19 protein-coding genes are annotated in these 23,966 nt (G+C 65.5%); 6 read left to right on the forward strand and 13 right to left on the reverse strand.

Annotated elements, in window-relative coordinates; genetic code table 11:
• From rbbA to ACI766_RS28335, 3 genes are all read right to left on the reverse strand, one after another.
• Nucleotides 1–2,751 carry a ribosome-associated ATPase/putative transporter RbbA gene (gene rbbA / locus ACI766_RS28325; protein WP_023086738.1) on the reverse strand — a complete coding sequence of 917 codons (2,751 nt, stop codon included), beginning with the start codon at nt 2,749–2,751 and terminating at the stop codon, nt 1–3.
• A complete protein-coding gene (locus ACI766_RS28330) occupies nt 2,748–3,821 on the reverse strand; it encodes an HlyD family secretion protein (RefSeq protein WP_003099200.1) in 1,074 nt (357 codons plus the stop codon). The genes rbbA and ACI766_RS28330 overlap by 4 nt, the downstream gene beginning before the upstream one ends.
• A gap of 206 nt (nt 3,822–4,027) precedes the next feature.
• Complete coding sequence (locus tag ACI766_RS28335; protein WP_003096328.1) at nt 4,028–4,447, reverse strand: flagellar basal body-associated protein FliL; 420 nt, start codon at nt 4,445–4,447, stop codon at nt 4,028–4,030.
• A 154-nt stretch (nt 4,448–4,601) separates the two neighbouring features.
• Here ACI766_RS28335 and ACI766_RS28340 point away from each other — a divergent pair, with 154 nt between their 5' ends.
• The gene (locus ACI766_RS28340) at nt 4,602–5,579 is read left to right on the forward strand and encodes an NADPH:quinone oxidoreductase family protein (protein ID WP_003114042.1); all 978 of its coding nucleotides are present in this window, start codon (nt 4,602–4,604) and stop codon (nt 5,577–5,579) included.
• Nucleotides 5,580–5,827: 248 nt separating this feature from the next.
• Nucleotides 5,828–7,174 (forward strand): glycerol-3-phosphate transporter, encoded by a 1,347-nt coding sequence (gene glpT / locus ACI766_RS28345; protein WP_003096330.1) that lies wholly within the window; start codon nt 5,828–5,830, stop codon nt 7,172–7,174.
• 36 nt (nt 7,175–7,210) lie between these two features.
• On the opposite strand, the gene ACI766_RS28350 is transcribed toward glpT, so the two are convergent.
• From ACI766_RS28350 to trxA, 5 genes are all read right to left on the reverse strand, one after another.
• Complete coding sequence (locus ACI766_RS28350; RefSeq protein ID WP_003096331.1) at nt 7,211–8,179, reverse strand: CDP-6-deoxy-delta-3,4-glucoseen reductase; 969 nt, start codon at nt 8,177–8,179, stop codon at nt 7,211–7,213.
• A complete protein-coding gene (gene ubiD / locus ACI766_RS28355; protein WP_003096332.1) occupies nt 8,179–9,645 on the reverse strand; it encodes a 4-hydroxy-3-polyprenylbenzoate decarboxylase in 1,467 nt (488 codons plus the stop codon). The genes ACI766_RS28350 and ubiD overlap by 1 nt, the downstream gene beginning before the upstream one ends.
• 78 nt (nt 9,646–9,723) lie before the next feature.
• Nucleotides 9,724–11,712, reverse strand: coding sequence for an acyltransferase family protein (locus ACI766_RS28360; RefSeq protein ID WP_003457805.1), 1,989 nt, complete (start codon nt 11,710–11,712; stop codon nt 9,724–9,726).
• Nucleotides 11,713–11,781: 69 nt separating this feature from the next.
• Nucleotides 11,782–13,041 (reverse strand): transcription termination factor Rho, encoded by a 1,260-nt coding sequence (gene rho / locus ACI766_RS28365; protein ID WP_003096334.1) that lies wholly within the window; start codon nt 13,039–13,041, stop codon nt 11,782–11,784.
• 244 nt (nt 13,042–13,285) lie between these two features.
• The gene (gene trxA, locus ACI766_RS28370) at nt 13,286–13,612 is read right to left on the reverse strand and encodes a thioredoxin TrxA (RefSeq protein ID WP_003096336.1); all 327 of its coding nucleotides are present in this window, start codon (nt 13,610–13,612) and stop codon (nt 13,286–13,288) included.
• A gap of 198 nt (nt 13,613–13,810) precedes the next feature.
• Between trxA and ppx the strand changes: the two genes are divergently transcribed.
• On the forward strand, nt 13,811–15,316 hold the full coding sequence (gene ppx, locus ACI766_RS28375; RefSeq protein WP_003114040.1) for an exopolyphosphatase: 1,506 nt from the start codon (nt 13,811–13,813) through the stop codon (nt 15,314–15,316).
• Here ppx and ppk1 read toward each other — a convergent pair.
• Together ppk1 and hemB are read right to left on the reverse strand one after the other, a co-directional pair.
• The gene (ppk1, locus tag ACI766_RS28380) at nt 15,303–17,513 is read right to left on the reverse strand and encodes a polyphosphate kinase 1 (RefSeq protein WP_003099209.1); all 2,211 of its coding nucleotides are present in this window, start codon (nt 17,511–17,513) and stop codon (nt 15,303–15,305) included. The two genes, ppx and ppk1, sit on opposite strands and share 14 nt — an antisense overlap.
• A gap of 17 nt (nt 17,514–17,530) precedes the next feature.
• Nucleotides 17,531–18,544 carry a porphobilinogen synthase gene (gene hemB, locus ACI766_RS28385; RefSeq protein ID WP_003096352.1) on the reverse strand — a complete coding sequence of 338 codons (1,014 nt, stop codon included), beginning with the start codon at nt 18,542–18,544 and terminating at the stop codon, nt 17,531–17,533.
• A gap of 243 nt (nt 18,545–18,787) precedes the next feature.
• Here hemB and ACI766_RS28390 point away from each other — a divergent pair, with 243 nt between their 5' ends.
• From ACI766_RS28390 to ACI766_RS28400, 3 genes are all read left to right on the forward strand, one after another.
• Nucleotides 18,788–19,378 carry a DedA family protein gene (locus tag ACI766_RS28390; RefSeq protein WP_003096354.1) on the forward strand — a complete coding sequence of 197 codons (591 nt, stop codon included), beginning with the start codon at nt 18,788–18,790 and terminating at the stop codon, nt 19,376–19,378.
• Between the two features lie 164 nt (nt 19,379–19,542).
• Nucleotides 19,543–20,211 (forward strand): isoprenoid biosynthesis glyoxalase ElbB, encoded by a 669-nt coding sequence (gene elbB / locus ACI766_RS28395; RefSeq protein ID WP_003099212.1) that lies wholly within the window; start codon nt 19,543–19,545, stop codon nt 20,209–20,211.
• A gap of 95 nt (nt 20,212–20,306) precedes the next feature.
• A complete protein-coding gene (locus tag ACI766_RS28400) occupies nt 20,307–20,780 on the forward strand; it encodes a thioesterase family protein (RefSeq protein WP_003111254.1) in 474 nt (157 codons plus the stop codon).
• Here ACI766_RS28400 and ACI766_RS28405 read toward each other — a convergent pair.
• The 3 genes from ACI766_RS28405 to ACI766_RS28415 form a co-directional block, all read right to left on the reverse strand.
• Nucleotides 20,765–21,247, reverse strand: a complete 483-nt coding sequence (locus ACI766_RS28405) for a YaiI/YqxD family protein (RefSeq protein ID WP_003136094.1) — start codon at nt 21,245–21,247, stop codon at nt 20,765–20,767. The two genes, ACI766_RS28400 and ACI766_RS28405, sit on opposite strands and share 16 nt — an antisense overlap.
• Before the next feature lie 66 nt (nt 21,248–21,313).
• Nucleotides 21,314–23,215, reverse strand: a complete 1,902-nt coding sequence (locus ACI766_RS28410; protein ID WP_031675357.1) for a cytochrome c/FTR1 family iron permease — start codon at nt 23,213–23,215, stop codon at nt 21,314–21,316.
• A 104-nt stretch (nt 23,216–23,319) separates the two neighbouring features.
• Entirely contained in the window at nt 23,320–23,949 is a 630-nt protein-coding gene (locus ACI766_RS28415) for a LysE family transporter (RefSeq protein WP_003096365.1), read from the reverse strand.
• Nucleotides 23,950–23,966: the final 17 nt, after the last annotated feature.

Genomic DNA, 23,966 nt, shown 5'->3' on the forward strand with positions numbered 1-23,966 from the left:
TCAGTCCTCCTGCTTCTTCAGGCAGGCCACGCTGAGCAGGGTCAGCACCACGATGGAAGCGGCAAGCGGCAGGTAGTAGGCCCAGAGATCGGACAGGCCCAGCGATTTGGAAAAGGCGCCGCGGCTGACCACCAGGAAATGCGAGGTCGGATAGAGCTTGCCGATCCAGGCCGCCGCACCCTCCAGCGAGGACACCGGGTGGATCAGCCCGGAGAACTGGATCGCCGGGATCATGGTGGCGATCGCCACGCCGAATACAGCGGCGATCTGGCTGCGCATGAACGTCGAGAGGAACAGCCCTAGGCCAGTGCTGGTGACCACATAGAGGAAAGCGCCGATGGTCAACGCCAGGAAGCTGCCCTTGAGCGGCACGCGAAATACCACGATGGCCAGGATCAGCATCAGCAGGAAGTTGATCATGCCCATGGCGACGTAGGGCAGCTGCTTGCCGACCAGGAACTCCAGGCGCGTCACCGGGGTGACATAGAGGTTGGTGATCGAACCCAGTTCCTTTTCGCGCACCACGCCGAGGGCGGTGAGCATGGCCGGGATCATGATCAGCAGCAGCGGGATCACCGCCGGCACCATCGCCTTCAGGCTTTCCACGTCGGGGTTGTAGCGATAGCGCACCTCGGTGCTGGCCGCCGCGCTGGCCTCGGCCCCACCCGCCTGCCGCGAGAGGTCCGCCAGGTAGCTGGTGTGCAGACCCTGCACGTAGCCGAGCACGGTGTTGGCACGGGTCGGCATCGCTCCGTCGATCCACACGCCGATGGCCGGATCGGAGCCACGCTTGAGATCGCGCCCGAAGTTCGGCGGAATCTCCACCGCCAGGCTCAGCTCGCCGCTGCGCAGGCGCCGGTCGAGGTCGTCCGGGTCGGTGATCGGCGCATGTTCGACGAAATAGCGCGAGCCGGCGATGTTCAGCGCGTAGGCCTGGCTGGTGGTGGTCTGGTCACGGTCGAGGACCGCCCAGGAGAGGTCCTCGACGTCCATGTTGATGCCATAGCCGATGATGAACATCAGCAGCGCGGTGCCGAGCAGGGCCAGGGTCAGGCGGATCGGGTCGCGGCGCAGCTCCATGGCTTCGCGGCGCGCATAGCTGAACAGCCGCAGGGGGCTGAAGCGTTCGCGTTGCGCCTGGCGCTCCTGGCCATCGCCGGGCTGCTCCGCGACGGCCGGCGCCTCGGCCGGTTGCGCTGGCGCGGCGGCACCCGCGGCTTCCTCCAGGTAAGCGATGAAGGTCGCTTCCAGGGTCGGCAGACCACGCTGGCGCACCAGCTCATCGGGAGTATCGCTGGCCAGTACCTTGCCGGCATGCATCAGCGAGATGCGATCGCAGCGCTGAGCCTCGTTCATGAAGTGGGTGGAAATGAAGATGGTCACCCCGTCGCGGCGCGACAGCTCGACCATCAGTTCCCAGAAGCCGTCGCGAGCCACCGGGTCGACCCCCGAAGTGGGCTCGTCGAGGATCAGGATTTCCGGCTTGTGGATCACCGCCACCGCCAGCGACAGACGCTGGCGAATGCCCAGCGGCAGGTCGTTGGGCAGCTCGTCGGCCACCTTCTCCAGGTCGAAGCGCCGGAGCATTTCGCCGACCCGTGCCGGGATGCCATCCGCCGGCAGGTGGAACAGCCGGGCGTGCAACACCAGGTTCTGCCGCACGCTCAGCTCGGCATACAGGGAAAAGGCCTGGGACATGTAGCCGACCCGGCGACGGGTCGCCATGTCGCTGGCGTCCACCGGCTGGCCGAACAGCGCGCACGTGCCTTCGCTGGCCGGCAGCAGGCCGGTGAGCATCTTCATGGTGGTGGACTTGCCGCAGCCGTTGGAGCCGAGAAAGCCGAAGATTTCCCCACGCTCGATACGGAAGCTGACGTGATCGACCGCGACGAAGTCGCCGAAACGACAGGTCAGGCCCTCGGCCTCGATGGCGATCCGCGGCGCGCCTTCGCTCTGCGGTCGCGGCGGGATCACCAATCGATGGTGGCCGGCGCGCTTGCTTTCCGGCAGCAGGGCGATGAACGCCGACTCGAGGCTCTGCGTCCCGGTACGCTCGCGCAGCTCCTGCGGCGTACCGGTGGCCAGGACCTTTCCGTCATCCATCGCCACCAGCCAGTCGAAGCGCTCGGCTTCCTCCATGTAGGCGGTGGCGACCAGCACGCTCATGCCTTCGCGGCCCGCGCGGATACGGCCGATCAGCTCCCAGAACTGGTTGCGCGACAGCGGGTCGACGCCGGTGGTCGGCTCGTCGAGGATCAGCAGGTCGGGATCGTGGATCAGCGCGCAGCACAGCCCGAGCTTCTGCTTCATGCCGCCGGACAGCTTGCCCGCAGGACGCTCGGCGAACGGCGCCAATCCGGTGCTTTGCAGCAGATCGGCGATGCGCCGCTCGCGCTCGGCCTTGTCGTGGCCGAACAGCCGACCGAAGAAGTCGACGTTCTCGAACACCGAGAGCGTCGGGTAGAGGTTCTTGCCCAGCCCCTGGGGCATGTAGGCGATGCGCGGGCAGACCGCCCGGCGGTGGCGGCGGTCGCGCATGTCGCCATCGAGCACGCGGATCTCGCCATCCTGCATCTTCCGTGCGCCGGCCAGCAGCGCCAGCAGGCTGGACTTGCCGACCCCGTCCGGACCGATCAGGCCGACCATGCGGTTGGCCGGGATCTCCAGGCTGACGTCGTCAACCGCACGCGTCTCGCCGTAGCGCAGCGAAACGCCCCGGAGGCTCGCCACGCCGCTCCCGCCAGCGGTCATTGCGGAACCTTGATCTGCAGGTTGGCCGGCCACTCGACCTCAGGGTCCAGTCGCAGGTAGGCCATTCCGGGCACGCCGGTCTTGACGTAGGTGATGTATTTTTCCAGCAGCGCCGGATCGAGCCGCGCCTTGACCCGGAACATCAGCTTCTCCCGCTCGTTGGCGGTTTCCACCGTTTTCGGGGTGAACTGGGCGACGCTGGCGACATAGGAAACCTTGGCCGGGATCACGTAGTCCGGCACCGCGTCGATCACCAAGCGCACTTCCTGGCCCAGTCCGACCCTGCCGGCCTGCATGGATGGCAGGAAGAAAGTCATGTAGACGTCGGCCAGGTCGACCATGTTGAGGAGCTTGCCACCGGCCGGCAGCACTTCCCCCGGCTGTGCCACGCGGTACTGCACGCGGCCGTTGCGCGGCGCCTTGAGCAGGCTGTCGTCGATATCCGCCTGGAGCCGGGCGACGCTGGCCTTGGCCGCCTCGATGGCCGACTGCGCCTCGATTACCTGGGAACGCCCGGCCTCGATCGCCGCCTGCGCCGAAATCACTTGCGAGCGTGCCGCGGACAACGCCGCCTGGGCGCTCTGCAGGGTCGCCCGATCGTCGTCGAGTTGCTGTTGCGGCAGGGCATTGCGCTTGACCAGCGCCTCGGTACGGGTGAAGCGCTTCTGCGCCGCTGTCAGCTCGGCCTGGCGCTGCGCCACCACGGCCTGGGCGGTGCTCTTCTCGCTCTCGCGCTGGGCCACCAGCGAGGTCGCGGTGAGCTTGGCGTTCTCCGCCTGGCGCACCTGGGCCTGGGCCTGGGCCAACTGCGCCTCGAGCACCTGGGTATCCATCCGCGCGACGATTTCGCCGGCCTTGACGAAGTCGCCCTCGTCGACCTTGATCTCGGCGACCCGCCCGGGAAGCTTGGCCGCCACGTCCACCTCGGTGGCCTCGATGCGTCCGTTGCCGCTGGCGAATCCCTCGCCCAGGCCGGTCGGTCGCGATACCTGCCAGACCAGCACGCCTACGCCGAGCAGCGCCGCCACGATCAAGGCACGGCTCAGCCACCGTTTGCTTTCCTGTTTCATCCCTTCTCCTCGCACGTCCGGCCAGGCCGCGGCGATAGCGCTCACGCTGGAAAGCGCGGCCGCCGCGGACTTCACTGGCTCGATTGTCCCTCCAGGGCGGCGCGCGGGTGTTGATGCACGTCAGACGCGCCCGACCGAATCTCACAGGAAAGCAGAATCGCCGGTGCCTCGCATCCGGGAGCGCGGGACAGAACGGATAGTTGACCTCAGGGCTGGACGATGAGGTTGTTGAACAGCAGGTCGGTCACCAGCGGCTTGCCCTCTTCCTGCTCGAGGGTCTGCTGGACCTGCTTCAGCGCCTCCTGGCGCAGGCTTTCCTTGGCCTCGACCGTACCCAGGCTCTGGTCGGTCTGCTGGGCGAACAGCATGATCAACTGGTTGCGGATCAAGGGCTCGTGATGCTCGACCTTGGTCGCCGCGTCCTTGTCGGCCACCTGCAGGGCGATGTCGGCCTTGTAGTACTGCAGGCGCGGCCCGCTGCCGTAGTTGCCGACCAGCGCCGGGGTCAGGTCGACGTAGACCGGCTTGTTCGCGCCCTCGCCTTCCGGCGCGGCCTCCTCGGCCGAGGCGAACGACGGGAACAGACTCAGGCACAGGGCCAGCGACAGGGCAATGGGGGTTCTCACGGGCGCATCTCCTCGACGAATGCCGGCAAGCATAGCCAGACTCTCGGCCGGGCCCAAGCCCGGGGTTTATGGACAACCATCAGTTGCGGCGATGCTGATTGACCCCCGGCGTCTCCCTCCTACACTGGCCGGACCGCAAACTGGAGCGTCCCCGATGAAAGCCGTCCTCTGCAAAGCCTTCGGCCCGGCCAGCAGCCTGGTCCTGGAAGAAATCGCCAGCCCGAGCCCGGCGAAGAACGAAATCCTCCTCGATGTGCACGCCGCAGGGGTCAACTTCCCAGACACCCTGATCATCGAGGGCAAGTACCAGTTCAAGCCGCCCTTCCCCTTCTCCCCGGGCGGCGAGGCGGCCGGGGTGGTCGCCGCGGTCGGCGAAAAGGTCGCCCACGTCAGGCCCGGCGACCGGGTCATGGCCCTGACCGGCTGGGGCAGCTTCGCCGAGCAGGTCAAGGTGCCCGGCTATAACGTGATGCCGATTCCCGAAGGCATGGACTTCGCCAGCGCCGCCGCCTTCGGCATGACCTACGGCACCTCGATGCACGCCCTGAAACAGCGCGCCAATCTGCAACCCGGCGAGACCCTGCTGGTGCTCGGCGCTTCCGGCGGGGTCGGGCTGGCTGCCGTGGAGATCGGCAAGGCCATGGGCGCGCGGGTGATCGCTGCCGCCAGTACCCCCGACAAGCTCGCCGTGGCCAAGGCCGCCGGCGCCGACGAACTGATCAACTACAGCGAAGGTAGCCTGCGCGAGCAGCTCAAGGCCTTGACCGGCGGCCAGGGCGTCGATGTGATCTACGATCCGGTGGGCGGCGAACTGTTCGAGGAGGCCTTCCGCAGCATCGCCTGGAACGGACGGATGCTGGTGGTCGGCTTCGCCAGCGGCAGCATCCCTTCGCTGCCGGCCAACCTGACCCTGCTCAAGGGCGCCTCGCTGGTCGGCGTGTTCTGGGGATCGTTCGCCCAACGCCAGCCGCAGGACAACGCTGACAACTTCCGCCAGCTGTTCGCCTGGCACGCCGAAGGCAAACTGAAGCCGCTGGTGTCGCAGCGCTTCCCGCTGGAACGGGCCGGCGACGCTATCGACGCCCTCGGCCAGCGCAGGGCGGTCGGCAAGGTGGTGGTGGAGGTTCGCTGAGCCACGAAGGCGGCGAGTATTGCCTCCCGCCCGTGCGGAGAAAGGCATGGCGGGCCGGAGCGATACACCGGCCGAGGCCCACGCTGTCAGATGTTTTTCCCTATGAAGGCCCCGGTTTCCGACCGGGGCTTTCTTATTTCCGACCAATGCACTCAACCTGTAACATTTCCGCTATTTTTTCATTTACGAAAAATGTAGTGTTCGCAACCGCGTAAAAAGGCGCGACACAACAACAAGCGGAGCTCGCGATGTTCGGAATCTTTCGTCCCGCGCCACACCAGGCGCCACTGCCCGATGCCGAGGTGGACAGCACCTACCGGCGCCTGCGCTGGCAGATCTTCGCCGGTATCTTCATCGGCTACGCGGGTTACTACCTGCTGCGCAAGAACTTCTCCCTGGCCATGCCCTACCTCATCGAGGACGGCTACAGCCGCGGTCAACTGGGTGTCGCGATGTCGGCCATCGCCATCGCCTACGGCCTGTCGAAATTCATCATGGGCCTGGTCTCGGATCGTTCCAACCCACGGGTCTTCCTGCCGTTCGGCCTGTTGGTGTCGGCGGCGGTGATGTTCATTTTCGGATTCGCGCACTGGGCTACCTCCAGCGTCGCCATCATGTTCGTCCTGCTCTTCATCAACGGCTGGGCCCAGGGCATGGGCTGGCCGCCGAGCGGACGGACCATGGTCCACTGGTGGTCGCAGAAGGAGCGCGGCAGCGTGGTCTCGGTGTGGAACGTCGCCCACAACGTCGGCGGCGGCCTGATCGGCCCGCTGTTCCTGCTCGGCCTGGCGCTGTTCGGCGACTGGCGCTCGGCCTTCTACGTGCCGGCCATCGTCGCCGTGGGCGTAGCCGTATTCGCCTATTTCGCCATGCGCGACACCCCGCAATCCTGCGGCCTGCCACCGATCGAGAAGCACAAGGACGACTACCCCGAAGGCTACGACGAACACCACGAGCGCGAGCTGTCGACCAAGGAGATCTTCGTCACCTACGTGCTGCGCAACAAGCTGCTCTGGTACATCGCCCTGGCCAACGTGTTCGTCTACCTGCTGCGCTACGGTGTGCTCGACTGGGCGCCGACCTACCTCAAGGAGGCCAAGCACTTCAACGTCGACAAGTCGTCCTGGGCGTACTTCTTCTACGAATGGGCGGGGATTCCCGGCACCCTGCTCTGCGGCTGGCTGTCGGACAAGCTGTTCAAGGGCAATCGCGGCGCCACCGGCGTGGTGTTCATGATCCTGGTGACCGTCGGCACCCTGATCTACTGGCTGAACCCGGCCGGCAACCCGGCGATCGACATGGCCGCGCTGATCATGATCGGCTTCCTGATCTACGGCCCGGTGATGCTGATCGGCTTGCAGGCCCTGGAGCTGGCGCCGAAGAAAGCGGCCGGCACCGCCGCCGGCTTCACCGGTCTGTTCGGCTACCTCGGCGGCTCGGTGGCGGCCAACGCCCTGGTCGGCTACACGGTGGATCACTTCGGCTGGGACGGTGGCTTCAAGCTGCTGATCGGCGCCTGCCTGCTGGCCATCCTGTTCCTCTGCCTGACCCTGCGCAAACCCGCGGTCCAGGCCGCGCCGCAGCAAGCCGGCTGATGACGCGGCGGCTCCGGCGCCAGGCCGGAGCCGCGTTCAGTCCCGCGGCGCGTAGGCGAACACGTCGGCGCGCATCTGGTGCGCGTCCATCCCTGCTTCGACCAGGGCATCCAGGGTCGCGTAGACCATCGCCGGCGAGCCGCTGGCATACACATGCAGGCTCGACAGGTCGGCGAAATCCTCGCGCACCGCCTCGTGCAGCAAGCCGCAGCGCCCCTCCCAGCCACAGAGGTCGCTGACCACCCGGTGCAGGAACAGGTTCGGCAGGCCTTCCCACTCCGTCCAGTGCGGCAGTCGGTAGAAATCCTCCGGACGCCGAACGCCCCAGTAGAGATGTACAGGATGGGCGAAGCCGGCGGCGCGGCAGTGCTCGATCAGGCTGTGCATCTGCGACATGCCGGTTCCCGCGGCGATCAGCACCAGCGGACCGTCGGGCAGTTCCGCCAGATGCGCGTCGCCGAACGGCAGCTGGATCCGTGCCAGGCGCTCGCGCTGCAATTGCGCGATCAGCGCGACGGCACTGTCTTCCTTGGCCAGGATGTGCAACTCAAGGTCGCGTCCCGCATGCGGCGCGGAGGCCAGGGAAAACGCCGCGCTGTCGCCGCCGTCACGCTCCAGCAACAGGTACTGCCCGGCGTGATAGCGTGGCGGCTTGCCGGCCGGCGCGCGCAGGCCGACCCGGTAGACGTCGCCGCCGACCTCTTCGCAGAAGCTCAACTGGCAGGTCAGCTTGCGCAGAGGCAGTTCACCCGGCGCCAGCACCCCGTCCCAATGCAGCACGCAGTCTTCCAGCGGCTCAGCGAGGCAGGTGAAGAGTTCGCCATGATCGCGTACCTCGCCGTTCTGGCGTACCCGCCCCTCCACCAGCAGCGCCGCGCAGATATGGCAGTTGCCGTTGCGGCAGCTCTGCGGACAGTCGTAGCCAAGCCGCCGGGCGCCATCGAGGATGCGTTCCCCCGGCAGCAGCTCGAGGCAGGCGCCGGACGGTTGCAGGACGATACGCATCAGTCGATCCCGAGGCTCGACCAGAGGGCGTCGATGCGCCGTGTCACCGCTTCGTCCTTGACGATGGCGCGCCCCCATTCGCGGCTGGTCTCGCCCGGCCACTTGTGGGTGGCATCAAGCCCCATCTTCGAGCCGAGGCCGGAAACCGGCGAGGCGAAGTCGAGGTAGTCGATGGGCGTGTTGTCGATCATCACCGTGTCGCGCTTGGGGTCCATCCGCGTGGTGATGGCCCAGATCACATCGTTCCAGTCGCGCGCATCGATGTCATCGTCGGTGACGATGACGAACTTGGTGTACATGAACTGCCGCAGGAACGACCAGACCCCGAGCATCACGCGCTTGGCGTGCCCTGGGTACTGCTTCTTCATGGTCACCACCGCCATCCGGTAGGAACAACCTTCCGGCGGCAGGTAGAAATCGACGATTTCCGGGAACTGCTTCTGCAGGATCGGCACGAACACTTCGTTCAGCGCCACCCCGAGGATCGCCGGCTCGTCCGGCGGACGCCCGGTGTAGGTGCTGTGGTAGATCGGTTTCTGCCGGCGGGTGACGCGCTCGACGGTGAACACCGGGAAGCGATCGACCTCGTTGTAGTAGCCGGTGTGATCGCCATAGGGACCTTCGTCGGCCATCTCGCCGGGGTGGATCACCCCTTCGAGGACGATCTCGGCGCTGGCCGGCACCTGCAAGTCGCTCCCGCGACACTTGACCAGCTCGGTACGATGCCCGCGCAACAGGCCGGCGAAAGCGTATTCGGAAAGGGTGTCCGGCACCGGCGTCACCGCACCGAGGATGGTCGCCGGATCGGCGCCCAGCGCCACGGCTACCGGATAGGGCTGGCCCGGATGCTTCTGGCACCACTCGCGGTAGTCCAGTGCGCCGCCGCGATGGCTGAGCCAGCGCATGATCACCTTGTTGCGGCCGATCACCTGCTGGCGGTAGATGCCCAGGTTCTGCCGTTCCTTGTTCGGCCCGCGGGTAACGGTCAGGCCCCAGGTGATCAGCGGCCCGACATCGCCCGGCCAGCAGGTCTGGACCGGCAGCCGGCCGAGGTCGACGTCCTCGCCCTCCTCGACCACTTCCTGGCAGGGGGCGTCCTTGAGCACCTTCGGCGCCATGGACAGGACCTTCCTGTACATCGGCAGCTTGGCCCAGGCGTCCTTGAGGCCCTTCGGCGGCTCGGGCTCCTTGAGTTGCGCCAGCAGCTTGCCGATCTCGCGCAGTGCGCCGACGTCCTCGGCGCCCATGCCCAGCGCCACGCGCTCCGGCGTACCGAACAGGTTGCCGAGCACCGGCATGTCGAAGCCGGTCGGCTTTTCGAACAGCAATGCCGGGCCCTTGGCGCGCAACGTGCGGTCGCACACCTCGGTCATCTCGAGCACGGGGGAAATCGGCACCTGGATGCGCTTCAACGCACCGCGCTGCTCCAGCTGGGCGATGAAATCGCGGAGATCCTTGAACGTCATTGGCCTAACCATTCACTGCAAGACCCCACATCCTACCTGCTCCCGGCCCATCCGGCAGCAGGCAAACGCGGCATTCGGTCACTGCTGGCTGGCGATCCTCGAGTCGTCGAGGCTCTGTAGCATCGGCTCGAACAAAGGCCCGAGTTCATGGGCCCCCTGGGTCGAAAGGTGGTTGTTATCCATGTACAGCGACCAGCCATCACGTTCGGCGAAACAATCCAGGCCATCGCAGAGCACGCTGGAGGGGTCGAGCACGCTCACCCGCGGGTTGCCTTCGGCCAACGCATCGAACAGCGCATTCACGTAGGCGACGCGCGCAGCGTGCTCAGCGAAGGGAAAACGTGCGCGCCCGACATCCTCCCCGCTCAGACTCAGCCGCACCAGCCGCGCCGGTGCCTTGAATGGCAGCAGCGGTACGTCCTTGACCAGCCAGACATGTACGTCGGCCGCGTTCAGCCTTTCGATCATCCCGCTCAGGCGTTGCCGCAGCAGCGCCTCGGCGATCGAGCTGTCCGGCGTGTCGTCCGGCTCGCGGAGAATGTTGCGGGTACCGTCCTGCGAGTCGCCGTATATATACATGTCCCAGCGCCCGGCGAGGATCACCCCGCCCGGCCGCTGCTGTTCGACGAACTCGAGCATCTGCTGGTTGAAACGCAGGCAAGTGTCCTTTTCCAACATCCCCAGCAACGGCGGACAGCCCGCCAGCGAAGCCTGCCAGATCGGCAGTCGGCGACTGGTAGCCAGTTCGCGCAGCAGCGGGCTCAACGCCGCGGAATGGCTGTCGCCCCAACTGACCAGCAGCGGTCGTTCGGCAGCCAGTTCCGCCGGGAAGCGGCAGATGCTTTCCTGACTGAGCGCCTTCTTGTCGAACATGCAGTCGGTCTGCCCATCGCGCCATTTGGACGCCTTGGCATAACGCAAGGCTTCCTCGGAAAGACGCGACGGCACGCCGTCGTAATGCCGCACCAACTGGCCGACGACTCCCAGCAGCAGCAAGCTGCACAGCGCCGCGCCAAGCATCTGCCGGCGCCCGGCGAACAGCTTGCGCTCGCGGAACGGTGCCTCGACGTAGTACAGCGACAGTGCCGCCAGGCCGATGCTCGCCGCCAGCAACCCCAGGCGTGCCGGCAGGCCCAGGGTTTCCAGTGCGTGGTACTGGACGAAGACGTACAGCGGCCAGTGCCAGAGGTACAGCGAATAGGAGATCAGACCGAACCAGACCAGCGGTTGCCAGCCCAGCAGGCGGCGAGCCCAGGTGTCGCCTGCGCCGTTGGCCCAGATCAGCAGGGCGGTGCCAAGCACCGCCGGCAGCGCCGCGAGGCCGGGGAAAGGAGTGTCGCTGTCGTAGAAGAACACCGGCAGGAGAATCGCCGCTATGCCGAGGGTGGCCGCCAGTTGCAGGGACCACTGCGAATGACCGCGGCTAGCGCCCGGCAGCAACGCCAGCGCGGCACCCGCCAGGAGTTCCCAGGCGCGCATCGGCAGGAGGAAGAATGCACTGCCAGGTCGCTGGCTCACCGCCCAGACGCTGGCCGCCAGCGATAGCGCCAGGACCGCGAGGAGGATGGCGAGCCGCCAGCGCAGCAGGCGCCCGGAGATCGCGGCCAGCAGTAGCGGGAAGAGAATGTAGAACTGCTCTTCCACCGACAACGACCAGGTATGCAATAGCGGCTTGAATTCGGACGCGGCGTCGAAATAGCCATCCTGCTTCCAGAACAGGATGTTCGAGGCGAACATCGTCTGGTAGCGAACCGAACGCCCTAACTCTTCGTAGTCGCGCGGCGCCATGAGGAACCAGCCGATCACCAGGCTCGCCGCCATCATCACGAACAGCGCGGGGAGAATGCGGCGTGCCCGGCGCGCCCAGAAGTCGACGAAGCTGAAACGTCCGGCCTGCTGCTCGCGTCGGATGATCGAAGTGATCAGGTAGCCGGAAATGACCAGGAAAACATCGACGCCCACATAGCCGCCGGTGATGCCCCCCAAGCCAAGGTGGTAGAACACCACCGGCAGAATGGCCAACGCTCGCAAACCATCGATGTCCCTTCGATAGGCCAGGCTCGACATCCACGTCCCTCCAGATATGCAAAAGGCGCCCCGGTCAACCGGAGCGCCTTTGTTTGGTACTCTCGAAGACTACTTTCGTTTCATCGAATCGAAGAACTCATCGTTGGTCTTGGTCTGCTTGAGCTTGTCGATGAGGAACTCGATCGCGGAGATCTCGTCCATCGGGTGCAGGATCTTGCGCAGGATCCACATGCGCTGGAGCTCGTCCTCGCTGGTCAGCAGCTCTTCGCGGCGGGTACCCGAACGGTTGATGTTGATGGCCGGGAACACGCGCTTCTCGGCGATCTTGCGATCCAATGGGAGTTCCATGTTGCCGGTACCCTTGAATTCCTCGTAGATCACCTCGTCCATCTTCGAGCCGGTTTCCACCAACGCCGTGGCGAGAATCGTAAGAGAACCGCCCTCTTCGATATTCCGCGCGGCGCCGAAGAAGCGCTTCGGCTTCTCCAGGGCATGGGCGTCGACACCGCCGGTGAGCACCTTGCCGGAGCTGGGGATCACGGTGTTGTAGGCCCGCGCCAGACGGGTGATGGAGTCGAGCAGGATGACCACGTCCTTCTTGTGCTCGACCAGGCGCTTGGCCTTCTCGATCACCATCTCGGCGACCTGTACGTGACGGGTCGGCGGTTCGTCAAAGGTCGAGGCGACCACTTCGCCGCGCACGGTGCGCTGCATTTCGGTCACTTCCTCAGGGCGCTCGTCGATCAGCAGGACGATCAGGTGGCATTCGGGGTTGTTGCGGGTGATGTTGCTGGCGATGTTCTGCAGCATGATGGTCTTGCCCGCCTTCGGCGGCGCCACGATCAGGCCGCGCTGGCCCTTGCCGATCGGCGCGCAGAGATCGATGACGCGGCCGGTCAGGTCTTCGGTGGAGCCGTTGCCGGCTTCCATCTTCATCCGCTCGTTGGGGAACAGCGGCGTCAGGTTCTCGAAGAGAATCTTGTTCTTCGCATTCTCCGGACGATCGAAGTTGATCGAGTCGACCTTGAGCAGGGCGAAGTAACGCTCGCCCTCTTTCGGCGGCCGGATCTTGCCGATGATGGTGTCGCCCGTGCGCAGGTTGAAGCGCCGGATCTGGCTCGGCGAGACATAGATGTCGTCGGGGCCGGCCAGGTAGGAAGAGTCGGCGGAGCGCAGGAAGCCGAAGCCGTCCTGAAGAATCTCCAGCACGCCATCGCCGGAGATCTCTTCACCACTTTTCGCGTGCTTCTTCAGCAGGGCGAAGATGATGTCCTGCTTGCGCGAACGGGCCATGTTTTCCAGGCCCATGGCATCGGACATTTCCAGCAGTTCGGCAATCGGCTTTTGCTTGAGTTCGGTCAGATTCATAGGAAAGAGATAGGTACGCAGAAAGAGGAATTGGAGAAAGCGTCGAGCTTGGGAAAGCCGTGTCGCAAGGGGGCGACAGGAGCGCTAGAAAGTTCGAGTAGGAAGTGCGTCCGGGACGGCATGCAGAAGGCGACGGAAAAAACGTCGCGAACCCGAATTTAACACCGTGGCCGGGTGGCGTCTATAGAAACGCAAAAAAAAGCCCCGCGAATCGCGGGGCTTTCCAGCGAGGCCTGGGCCCGGCTCAGATATTGGCGTCGAGGAAGGCCGCCAGCTGCGACTTGGACAGTGCGCCGACCTTGGTCGCCTCGACATTGCCGTCCTTGAACAGCATCAGGGTAGGGATGCCACGCACGCCGTATTTCGGCGGGGTATCCTGGTTCTCGTCGATGTTCAGCTTGCAGACCTTCAGCTTGCCCTGATAGTCCCTGGCGACTTCGTCCAGCACCGGCGCGATCATCTTGCACGGACCGCACCACTCGGCCCAGTAGTCCACCAGCACAGGGCCGTCGGCCTTCAGCACGTCCTGCTCGAAGCTGGCATCAGTAACGTTGACGATATGTTCGCTCATGAAATCTCTCCGTAGTCGGACGCGAATTGAAACGCGAAAGTGCCGACCATCATATCCCGCCTTGACCCTCGCCGGAAGGCGCAGCCGATTGAGAGTCTCTATCGTTGGTCGGCTGATTCCCGATTGATCGGCTGCCGCATTGGCGACCCTCGCCCTATCGTGGCAGGATGGCGCAGTTTTCCAATGGACTTGCAAAGCATGCCGCAAAAACCTGCCGAGGCATTCCCGCTGATTGCCGCCCTGGACCTGGGCTCCAACAGTTTCCACCTCTGTCTGGCCAAGGCCAATATCCACGGCGAAGTCCGCATCCTCGAACGGCTGGGCGAGAAGGTCCAACTGGCCGCCGGCCTCGACGAGGAGCGCAATCTCAGCGAAGAGGCCACCCAGCGCGGCCTCGACTGCCTGCGCCGCTTCGCCCAGTTCATCAGCGGCATGCCCCAGGGTTCCGTACGCGTGGTCGCGACCAACGCCTTGCGCGAGGCGCGCAACCGCAGCGATTTCATCCGTCGTGCGGAAGAGGTTCTCGGCCATCCCGTGGAAGTCATCTCCGGCCGCGAGGAAGCCCGCCTGATCTACCTCGGCGTCGCCAACAGCATGCCCGACAGCGGCGGTCGCCGGCTGGTCAGCGACATCGGCGGCGGCAGCACCGAGTTCATCATCGGCCAGGGTTTCGAGTCCGAGCTGCGGGAAAGCCTGCAGATGGGTTGCGTCAGCTACACCCAACGCTACTTCCGCGACGGCAAGATCACCCCGGCCCGCTACGCCCAGGCGTACACCGCCGCACGCCTGGAACTGATGGGCATCGAGAACAGCCTGCGGCGCCTCGGCTGGCAACAGGCGGTCGGCGCCTCCGGCACCATCCGCGCAGTGGCGCTGGCGATCAAGGCCGGCGGCCACGGCAACGGCGAGATAAGCCCGGACGGACTGGCCTGGCTGAAGCGCAAGGTGCTCAAGCTCGGCGACGTGGAGAAGCTCGATCTGGAAGGGATCAAGCCGGACCGCCGGACCATCTTCCCGGCCGGACTGGCCATTCTCGAAGCGATCTTCGACGCGCTGGAACTGGAACAGATGGTTCACTCCGAGGGCGCCCTGCGCGAAGGCGTTCTCTACGACCTGGTCGGCCGTCACCAGCACGAGGACGTGCGCGAACGCACCATCAGCTCGCTGATGCAGCGCTACCACGTCGATCCGGAGCAGGCTTCGCGGGTGGAGGCCAAGGCCCTCAAGGTGCTTGCCGAAGTCGGCGACGCCTGGGAGCTGAACGGCGAACTGCACCGCGACCTGCTGAGCTGGGGCGCACGGGTCCACGAGATCGGCCTGGACATCGCTCATTACCACTACCACAAGCACGGCGCCTACCTGATCGAGCACTCCGACCTGGCTGGCTTCTCGCGCCAGGACCAGCAGATGCTGTCGCTACTGGTACGCGGCCACCGCCGCAACATTCCGGCGGACAAGCTGGCGGAGTTCGCCGAGGAAGGCGACAAGCTGGTACGCCTGTGCATCGTGCTGCGCTTCGCGATCCTCTTCCACCACATTCGCGGCACCCAGGAAATGCCCTCGGTGCGTCTGAAGGCAGAGCCCAAGAGCCTTTCGGTGACCTTCCCCGAGGGCTGGCTGGAAGCCAACCCGCTGACCCAGGCCGACTTCGCCCAGGAAGCCGAATGGCTCAAGCGGGTCGGCTACAGCCTCAACGTGCGGTAAGCACCGGCGCGGCCAGCTTCTCCAGCAGGGTCGCCTGGGTATTGCGGGGGTTCTGGTTACCGGTGGGACTGAGCCGCTGGTAGCTACCGTCGGCCTGCAACACCCAGGCCTGGGTGTTGTCGGTCAGGTACGTTTCCAGTTCCTTCTTGACCCGCTGCACCAGCTTCTTGCCTTCCACCGGGAAGCAGGTCTCGACGCGCATGTCGAGGTTGCGCTCCATCCAGTCGGCGCTGGAGAGATAGAGCTTCTCGTCGCCGCCGTTGAGGAAGTAGTAGATGCGGCTGTGCTCGAGGAAGCGCCCGATAATCGAGCGCACGTGGATATTGTGCGAGACCCCCGGGATGCCCGGCCGCAGGCAGCACATGCCACGCACCACCAGGTCGATCCTGACCCCGGCCTGGCTGGCCTTGTACAGGGCGCGGATGACCTTCGGATCGGTCAGCGAGTTGACCTTGGCCATGATGTGCGCAGGCTGGCCGAGCGCCGCCTGGGCCGCCTCGCGGTTGATCATTTCCAGCAGGTTCTTCTTCAGGGTGAACGGCGCATGCAACAGCTTCTTCATGCGCAGCGTCTTGCCCATCCCGATCAGTTGGTTGAACAGCTTGTGCAGGTCCTCGCAGAGCGCCACGTCGGCGGTCAGCAGGCTGTAGTCGGTGTACAGGCGAGCGTTGCCGGCATGGTAGTTGCCGGTGCCCAGGTGCGCGTAGCGGCGCAGTTCGCCGTCCTCGCGACGGAGGATCAGCATCATCTTGGCGTGGGTCTTGAAGCCGACCACGCCGTAGATCACTACCGCGCCGGCCTGTTGCAGGCGGCTGGCCAGTTGCAGGTTGGACTCTTCGTCGAAGCGGGCGCGCAGCTCGATCACCGCGGTGACCTCCTTGCCGTTGCGTGCCGCCTCGACCAGGGCGTCGACGATCTCAGAGTTGGCACCGCTGCGGTACAGGGTCTGCTTGATCGCCAGCACGTTCGGATCCTTGGCGGCCTGGCGCAGCAGGTCGATCACCGGGGTGAAGGACTCGAACGGGTGCATCAGCAACACGTCGAGCTTGCTGAGGACGTTGAAGAGGTTTTCCTTCTTCTGCAAAAGACGCGGGATCGCCGGGGTGAAGGGCGGGTACTGCAGCTCCGGATGGCTTTCCAGGCCGGTGACGCTGAACAGGCGGGTCAGGTTGACCGGGCCGCTGACCTTGTACAACTCGCTTTCGGACAGGCCGAACTGCTTGAGCAGGTAGTTGGTCAGGTTCTGCGGGCAGGTATCCACCACCTCCAGGCGTACCGCGTCCCCGTAGCGACGCGAGAACAGCTCGCCGCGCAGCGCGCGGGCCAGGTCCTCGACATCCTCGGTGTCCACCGACAGGTCGGCGTTGCGGGTCAGGCGGAACTGGTAGCAGCCCTTCACCTTCATGCCGGGGAACAGGTCGTCGGCGTGGGCGTGGATCATCGACGACAGGAACACGTAGTTGTCGCCCTCGCCGCCAACGTCTTCCGGCAGCCTGATGATCCGTGGCAGCAGGCGCGGCGCCGGGATGATCGCCAGGCCGGAGTCGCGGCCGAAGGCATCCATCCCCTCCAGCTCGACGATGAAGTTGAGGCTCTTGTTCACCAGCAGCGGGAACGGGTGGGTCGGGTCGAGGCCGATCGGGGTGATGATCGGCGCGATCTCGTCGCGGAAGAAGCGCCGCACCCAGGTCTTGATCTTCAGCGTCCAGTGACGCCGGCGGATGAAGCGGATCTGGTGCTTGGCCAGCTCCGGCAACAGGGTCTCGTTGAGGATCCGGTACTGCCGCGACACCTGCTCGTGGACCAGCTCGCTGATCCGCGCCAGTGCCTGGTGCGGCAGCAGGCCGTCGGCGCCGGCCTGCTCGCGGGCGAAGGTGATCTGCTTCTTCAGGCCGGCGATGCGGATCTCGAAGAATTCGTCGAGGTTGCTCGAGAAGATGAGGAGGAACTTCAGCCGCTCCAGGAGCGGGTAGGACTCGTCCAGCGCCTGCTCCAGCACGCGGATGTTGAACTGCAACTGGGAGAGCTCGCGATGAATGTACAGGCTGCTGTCATCCACGCTGGGAACCACCGCAGGTGGCGTTTCCACCGGGATCGTTTCGGCCATCTTCACTTCTGCTTCGCTTTCCACGTTCGCCACTACGGTTTCGTCGGCGGCGATACGTTCGATCTCATCAAGTCCTTGCTGCGTATTCATTCATCTTCCCGAGGGGGTCAACGCCCCCGTCTTAATTGTTCTGCGGCCTGCTTGGCGAAGTAGGTCAGAATGCCATCGGCGCCGGCACGTTTGAAGGCGGTAAGGGACTCGAGGATCACCGATTCGGCCAGCCAGCCGTTCTGGATGGCGCCCATGTGCATCGCATACTCGCCGCTGACCTGGTAGACAAAGGTCGGGGCGCGGAATTCATCCTTCACCCGACGCACGATGTCGAGGTAGGGCATGCCCGGCTTGACCATCACCATGTCGGCGCCTTCGGCCAGGTCGGCGGCCACTTCGTGAAGTGCCTCGTCGCTGTTCGCCGGATCCATCTGGTAGGTGGCCTTGTTGCCCTTGCCGAGGTTCGAAGCCGAGCCGACCGCATCGCGGAACGGACCGTAGTAGGCGCTGGCGTACTTGGCCGAGTAGGCCATGATCCGCACATTGGTGTGGCCGGCAGACTCCAGGGCCTCGCGGATCGCACCGATGCGACCGTCCATCATGTCCGAGGGCGCTACCACCTGGGCGCCTGCCTCGGCGTGGGACAGCGCCTGCCGTACCAGCACGTCGATGCTGACGTCGTTGAGGACGTAGCCATCGTCATCCAGGATGCCGTCCTGGCCATGGGTGGTGAACGGGTCGAGCGCCACGTCGGTGATGATGCCCAGCTCCGGAAAGCGCTCGCGCAGGGCACGGGTGGCGCGCTGGGCGATGCCTTCCGGGTTGTATGCCTCGGCGGCGTCCAGGGACTTCTTCTCCACCGGGGTCACAGGGAACAGCGCCAGCGCCGGAATGCCCAGGGCCACCCACTCTTCCGCCTCGATCAGCAACTGGTCGATGGACAGGCGCTCGACGCCGGGCATCGACGGAATGCTTTCACGCTGGTTGACCCCATCGAGGACGAACACCGGCAGGATCAGGTCGTCGACGGTGAGGACATTCTCGCGGACCAGGCGGCGGGAGAAGTCATCGCGGCGATTGCGCCGCAGGCGGGTGTAGGGATAGGCGCGATTGGCGGGAGTGAAGCTCACGGTTTACTCCAGGGCCCAGATAACGGGCACAGTGTGACAGTTATAGTCCCTGATTATGACGGATTGGCAACAAGCGACGACAGTGACTCAAGGTCGCGGCATCCTGCCGCACCGCCAATCATCGCAAAAAGCCAGCGGCAAAGGCCATTCATTGCACAATCAATGACCTGGGCCGTGACGATCGCGCTTTCCCCACGCCCTCAACCGAGTTAGGCTGCGCGTTCATTTCGCTTCGCTGCCCCGATGATGCTCCAACAATTCCTGCAGGACTTCGGCTATTTCGCCCTTTTTCTCGGTACTTTCTTCGAGGGCGAAACCATTCTCGTGCTGGCCGGGTTCCTTGCCTTCCGCGGCTACATGCAGCTGGATACCGTGATTCTCACCGCCTTCCTCGGCAGCTACGCCGGTGACCAACTCTGGTACTTCCTCGGCCGCCGCCACGGCCGCCGGTTGCTGGCGCGCAAGCCGCGCTGGCAGAAGCTCGGCGACAAGGCGCTGGACCATGTGCGCCGCCATCCCGACCTGTGGGTGCTGAGTTTCCGCTTCGTCTATGGCCTGCGTACGGTGATGCCGGTGGCCATCGGCCTGTCCGGCTATCCACCGGCCCGCTATCTTCTTCTCAACGGCATCGGCGCCATCGTCTGGGCCGCCGCGCTGGGCTCCGCCGCCTACTATTTCGGCAGCGTACTGGAAGGCATGCTCGGCAACATCAAGAAATACGAACTCATGGTCCTCGGCGGCCTGATCGTGCTGGGCCTGCTGCTCTGGCTATGGCGGCGTTTCAAGACACCGCGCGGCAACGGCGCGGGCGGCAACGCCGACAAATCCGAGTGAACCCGCGCCGGCGCGACTGAACAGCCGGCCCCTTCGCACACTCCAACTCCTTGTACCCTCCGCTCCGGCTGGCCGCCGGGGCCGGCGGCTCGCTATGCTTGCGCGATACCGACCCCGGCCAGGCCCGTCCGGTCCGGATCCTGCGTTCCCAAGGAGTAAGCCTCATGCACAAGAAAGTTGCCGTCATCCTCTCCGGTTGTGGCGTCTACGATGGCGCGGAAATCCACGAAAGCGTGATCACCCTGCTCCGCCTCAGCCAGCGTGGCGCCGAGGCACAATGCTTCGCGCCGAACATCGCCCAGCACCATGTGGTCAACCACCTGACCGGCGAGGAAATGCCGGAAAGCCGCAATGTCCTGGTCGAGTCCGCGCGTATCGCCCGCGGCGAAGTCAAGGACCTGCGCGAAGCCCGCGCCGAGGACTACGACGCGCTGATCGTGCCCGGTGGCTTCGGCGCTGCGAAGAACCTCAGCGACTTTGCCATCAACGGCGCGCAATGCCAGGTGCAGCCGGACGTGCTGGCGCTGGCCAAGGCTTTCGCCGAAGCCGGCAAGCCAGTCGGGCTGATCTGCATCGCTCCGGCGATGGCGGCGAAGATCTACGGCGCCGGCGTCCAATGCACCATCGGCAACGACGCCGACACCGCCGACGCGCTGAAGCAGATGGGTGCCGAGCACATCGACGCGCCGGTGGACGAGATCGTCGAAGACAGCGCGCGCAAGCTGGTGACCACCCCGGCCTACATGCTCGCCCAGTCGATAGCCGAAGCCGCTTCCGGGATCAACAAGCTGGTCGACCGGGTGCTCGAACTGGTGGACCAGGACAAGGCCTGATCGGCCAAGCACGAGGGCGGTCGCGCCGCCGCCCTTTTCAAATCCGTGCCGCTACGCCAGCGTGCGTCTCGAAACCATCGAATCGAGACGCCGCGATGAGCGAAACGCCCTCCTCCGCCCTGCCTGACGACGTCCACCAACTGGTGGCGGATTTCTTCCAGCGCATCCCCTTCAACCGCATGCTCGGCATCCGCGTGGCGAGCCTCGGCCGCGAGCGGGTAGTCCTCGACCTGCCGATGAAGGACGAACTGATCGGCAACTTCGTTCAGGGCATTCTCCACGGCGGGGTGATCTCCAGCCTGCTCGACGTCACCGGCGGAGCGATGGCCCTGATCGGCGCCCTCGAACGGCATCGCGAACTGCCAGGCCACGAGCGCATGGCGCGGCTGTCGAAGCTCGGCACCATCGACTTGCGCGTCGACTACCTGCGCCCGGGACGCGGCCGGACGTTCACCGCCCATGCGGTGCCGCTTCGCTCGGGCAACAAGGTCGCAGTGGTGCGCTCGGAACTGCATAGCGACGACGGCACGCTGGTCGCCGTCGGTACCGGTACCTATCTGTGCGGCTGACTCGCGCGTAGATCGGCTTCCCGCTGCAGGCGGGTGAGCAGGCGGTCCAGGGCGTTGGCGAACGCCTGGCGGTCACGCTCAGCGTAGGGCGCCTGGCCGCCGCCCATCTGCCCCTGGTCACGCAGGTCGGCCATCAGGTTGCGCATGGCCAGCTTATCGCCCATGTTCCGCGCGTCGAACTCGCGGCCGCGAGGATCGAGGGCGGCAACCTGTTTCTTGATCAGCCGATCGGCCAGCGGTACGTCGCTGCAAATCGCCAGGTCGCCCGGCTCGGCCTGCTCCACCAGGTAATCGTCAGCCGCATCCATCCCGCTTTCCACCACCACCAGACGCACGCAGGCGAACGGCGGCTTGACCTGCGGCTGGCCGGCGACCATCCAGACTTCCAGCTTGCGCTTGAGGGCGAACTTGCAGACCAGTTCCTTGGCCGCCTTGGGGCAGGCGTCGGCATCGATCCAGATACGCATGAACGGACTTCCGTAGAAATGACGACGGCCAGTATCGCACTGGCCGTCGTGGTTGCGCGAACCCGCTCAGTCGGCCGCGTTGGCCGCCGCACGCCGGCGCTCGACGATCCGGCTACGTCCGTAGAGCAGCGCGATGGCCACCAGCGCCATGGCCTGGGCCGACAGCGAATAGGCGTCGGCCTTGATCCCCAGCCAGTCGAAGTCGAAGAACGGCACCGGACGGGTGCCGATCACCCCGGCTTCCTGCAAGGCGATGACGCCATGTCCGGCGAACACCACCGAGAGCGCACAGAGCAACGCCGCGTTGATGCTGAAGAACAACCCCAGCGGCAGTTTCGCCGAACCACGCAGGATCACCCAGGCCAGGCCGATCAGCAGGACCACGGCGGTCGCCGCGCCGCCGATCACGGCATTGTGCCCGACCGGTCCGGCCTGCAACCAGAGGGTTTCGTAGAACAGGATGACCTCGAACAACTCGCGGTAGACCGAGAAGAACGCCAGCACTGCGAAGCCGAAGCGTCCGCCACCGCCCACCAGGCTGCTGCGGATGTAGTCCTGCCAGGCTGCCGCGTGGCGGCGGTCGTGCATCCAGACGCCGAGCCAGAGCACCATCACGCAGGCGAACAGAGAGGTGAAGCCCTCCATCAGCTCGCGCTGGGCACCGCCGATATCGATCACATAGGCGGCCAACGCCCAGGTGGCGAAGCCGGCGACGAAGGCCAGCCCCCAGCCGACGTGCACGCCACGCACGGCACTTTCCTGCCCGGTATTGCGCAGGAAGGCGAGGATGGCGGCAAGCACCAGGATTGCCTCTACCCCTTCGCGCAACAGGATCAACAAGGCGGAAACGAAACTGATGGAGAAACTCAGCGAGTCGCCGCCAAGCTGCTTGGCGGCCTCTGCCAGCTTGCCCTTGGCCAGCTCCAGCTGTTGCGCCACCTGGGCTTCCGGGAGGCCATCGCGCAACGCCTGGCGGTAGGCCATCAGCTGTTTCTCGGTGGAGCGGCGCAAATCGGCGTCGACGTTGTCCAGCGAGCTTTCCACCAGCTCGAAGCCTTCCAGGTAGGCCGCCACCGACAGGTCGTAGGCCTGGTCGCGGTCGCCTTCGCGATAGACCGCGAAGCTCTTGTCCAGGGTGGCGGCGGTATAGTCGATCAACTGCCCAGGACCGCGCTGCTCCAGCGGCGGATGCGCACGCAGGGCGCGGAAGCTCTCCGCAGCGGCCTCGCCGTCGTACTCGGCGACTTCGGCCGGAGTCTGCGTGGCCAGGGTCGCCAGCGGGTAGGCATGGGCCTTGTCCGGCTGCGCACTGCGGGCGCTCAGGCCGGCCACATAGCTGGCCAGATCCCAGCGCTGGCGTTCGTCGAGCTGGTCGGCGAACGCCGGCATGTCGGTGCCCGCCACGCCCAGGCCGATGACGTTACGCAGGTCGTAGAGGCTCAGGTGGTCGAGGCGCTGGCGATCGGTGAGGTTCGCTGGCGGCGGTTCCAGGCCGATGCCGGCGGGGCCGTCGCCCTTGCCCGCATCGCCATGGCAGATCGCGCACTGCTGGGCATAGATCGGCGCCGCGCGGCTCGGGTCGGGGGTGATCGCGGGGGTCTGCACCACCTGGTAGATATCCGCCACCCGTGCCTCGAGGTTGCGCGCCTGGAGGGCCACGTCCCTTCCCGGCAAGCGCTGCTCGATGGCCTGGCGCAGGCTGGCGACGCCCCTCTCCAGCTCGGCGCGCTCGGGGCGCATCGGCAGGGTCAGGACCAATGCCTGCAGGTTGCCGACGAACTCCACCTGTTCCTGGTATTCGCTGGGGTCGACGATCTTGCCGTCAGCCACGGTCGGCGGATAGTCGGCCGCCAGGTAACTCAACAGATGCAAGGCTTGGGAGGGGTCGACGGCCGTGTCGGCAAGAGCTCCAAGGCTGAACGCGCAGACCAGCGGCAGCAGCCACAGCAGGATTTTCGGAGGGTGCATGGCGAAGACGAAGTGAGAATGGAAGAGATTAAATTGTCCCTTCGCCTTCCCGCCCATGCAAGAAATACTCTGTAACAATCACGCCCATCAGCGTGTCGGGCGGCTCAGAGCGGCGCTCGGCGTACCGTCGCCAGCAGCCCCGCGGCACCGACGAACAGGCTGGCGAAGGTACGGTTCACCAGCTTCTGCTGGCGCGGCGAACGCAGTACGCGTAGCACGCGCGCAGCCAGCCCGGTGTAGCCGGCCATGACGATCAGGTCGACGACGATCATGGTGCCGCCCATGATCAGGTATTGCGCCAGCAGCGGCTGGTGCGGGTCGATGAACTGCGGCAGCACCGCGAGCATGAAGATCACCGCCTTGGGATTGCTGGCGTTGACCAGGAAACCACGCAGCACCAGGGTCAACGGTCGCCCCAGAGGCCGTTCGCCATCGGTGCTCAAGGCCTGTGGCGGCGCCTGCCACTGGCGCACCGCCAGGTACACCAGGTAGGCCACGCCGAACCACTTGATCAGGCTGAAAGCCAGTGCCGAGGTCGCCAGCAACGCACCGACGCCGGCGGCGACAATGGCGATCTGCAGGGCCAGGCCGATCTGCAGGCCCAGCGCGTTCCAGTAGCCTCGCGCAAAGCCGTACTGCAACCCGCAGGACATCGAGGCGATGGCTCCGGCGCCCGGCGACAGGCTGATGGCCCAGCAGGCGAGGAAGAAGGCGAACCAGGTACTGACGAGCATTGCACACCTCGGAAAGC

Source organism: Pseudomonas sp. DL (genome assembly GCF_047199225.1).
In the GTDB taxonomy this organism is placed as follows: domain Bacteria; phylum Pseudomonadota; class Gammaproteobacteria; order Pseudomonadales; family Pseudomonadaceae; genus Pseudomonas; species Pseudomonas aeruginosa.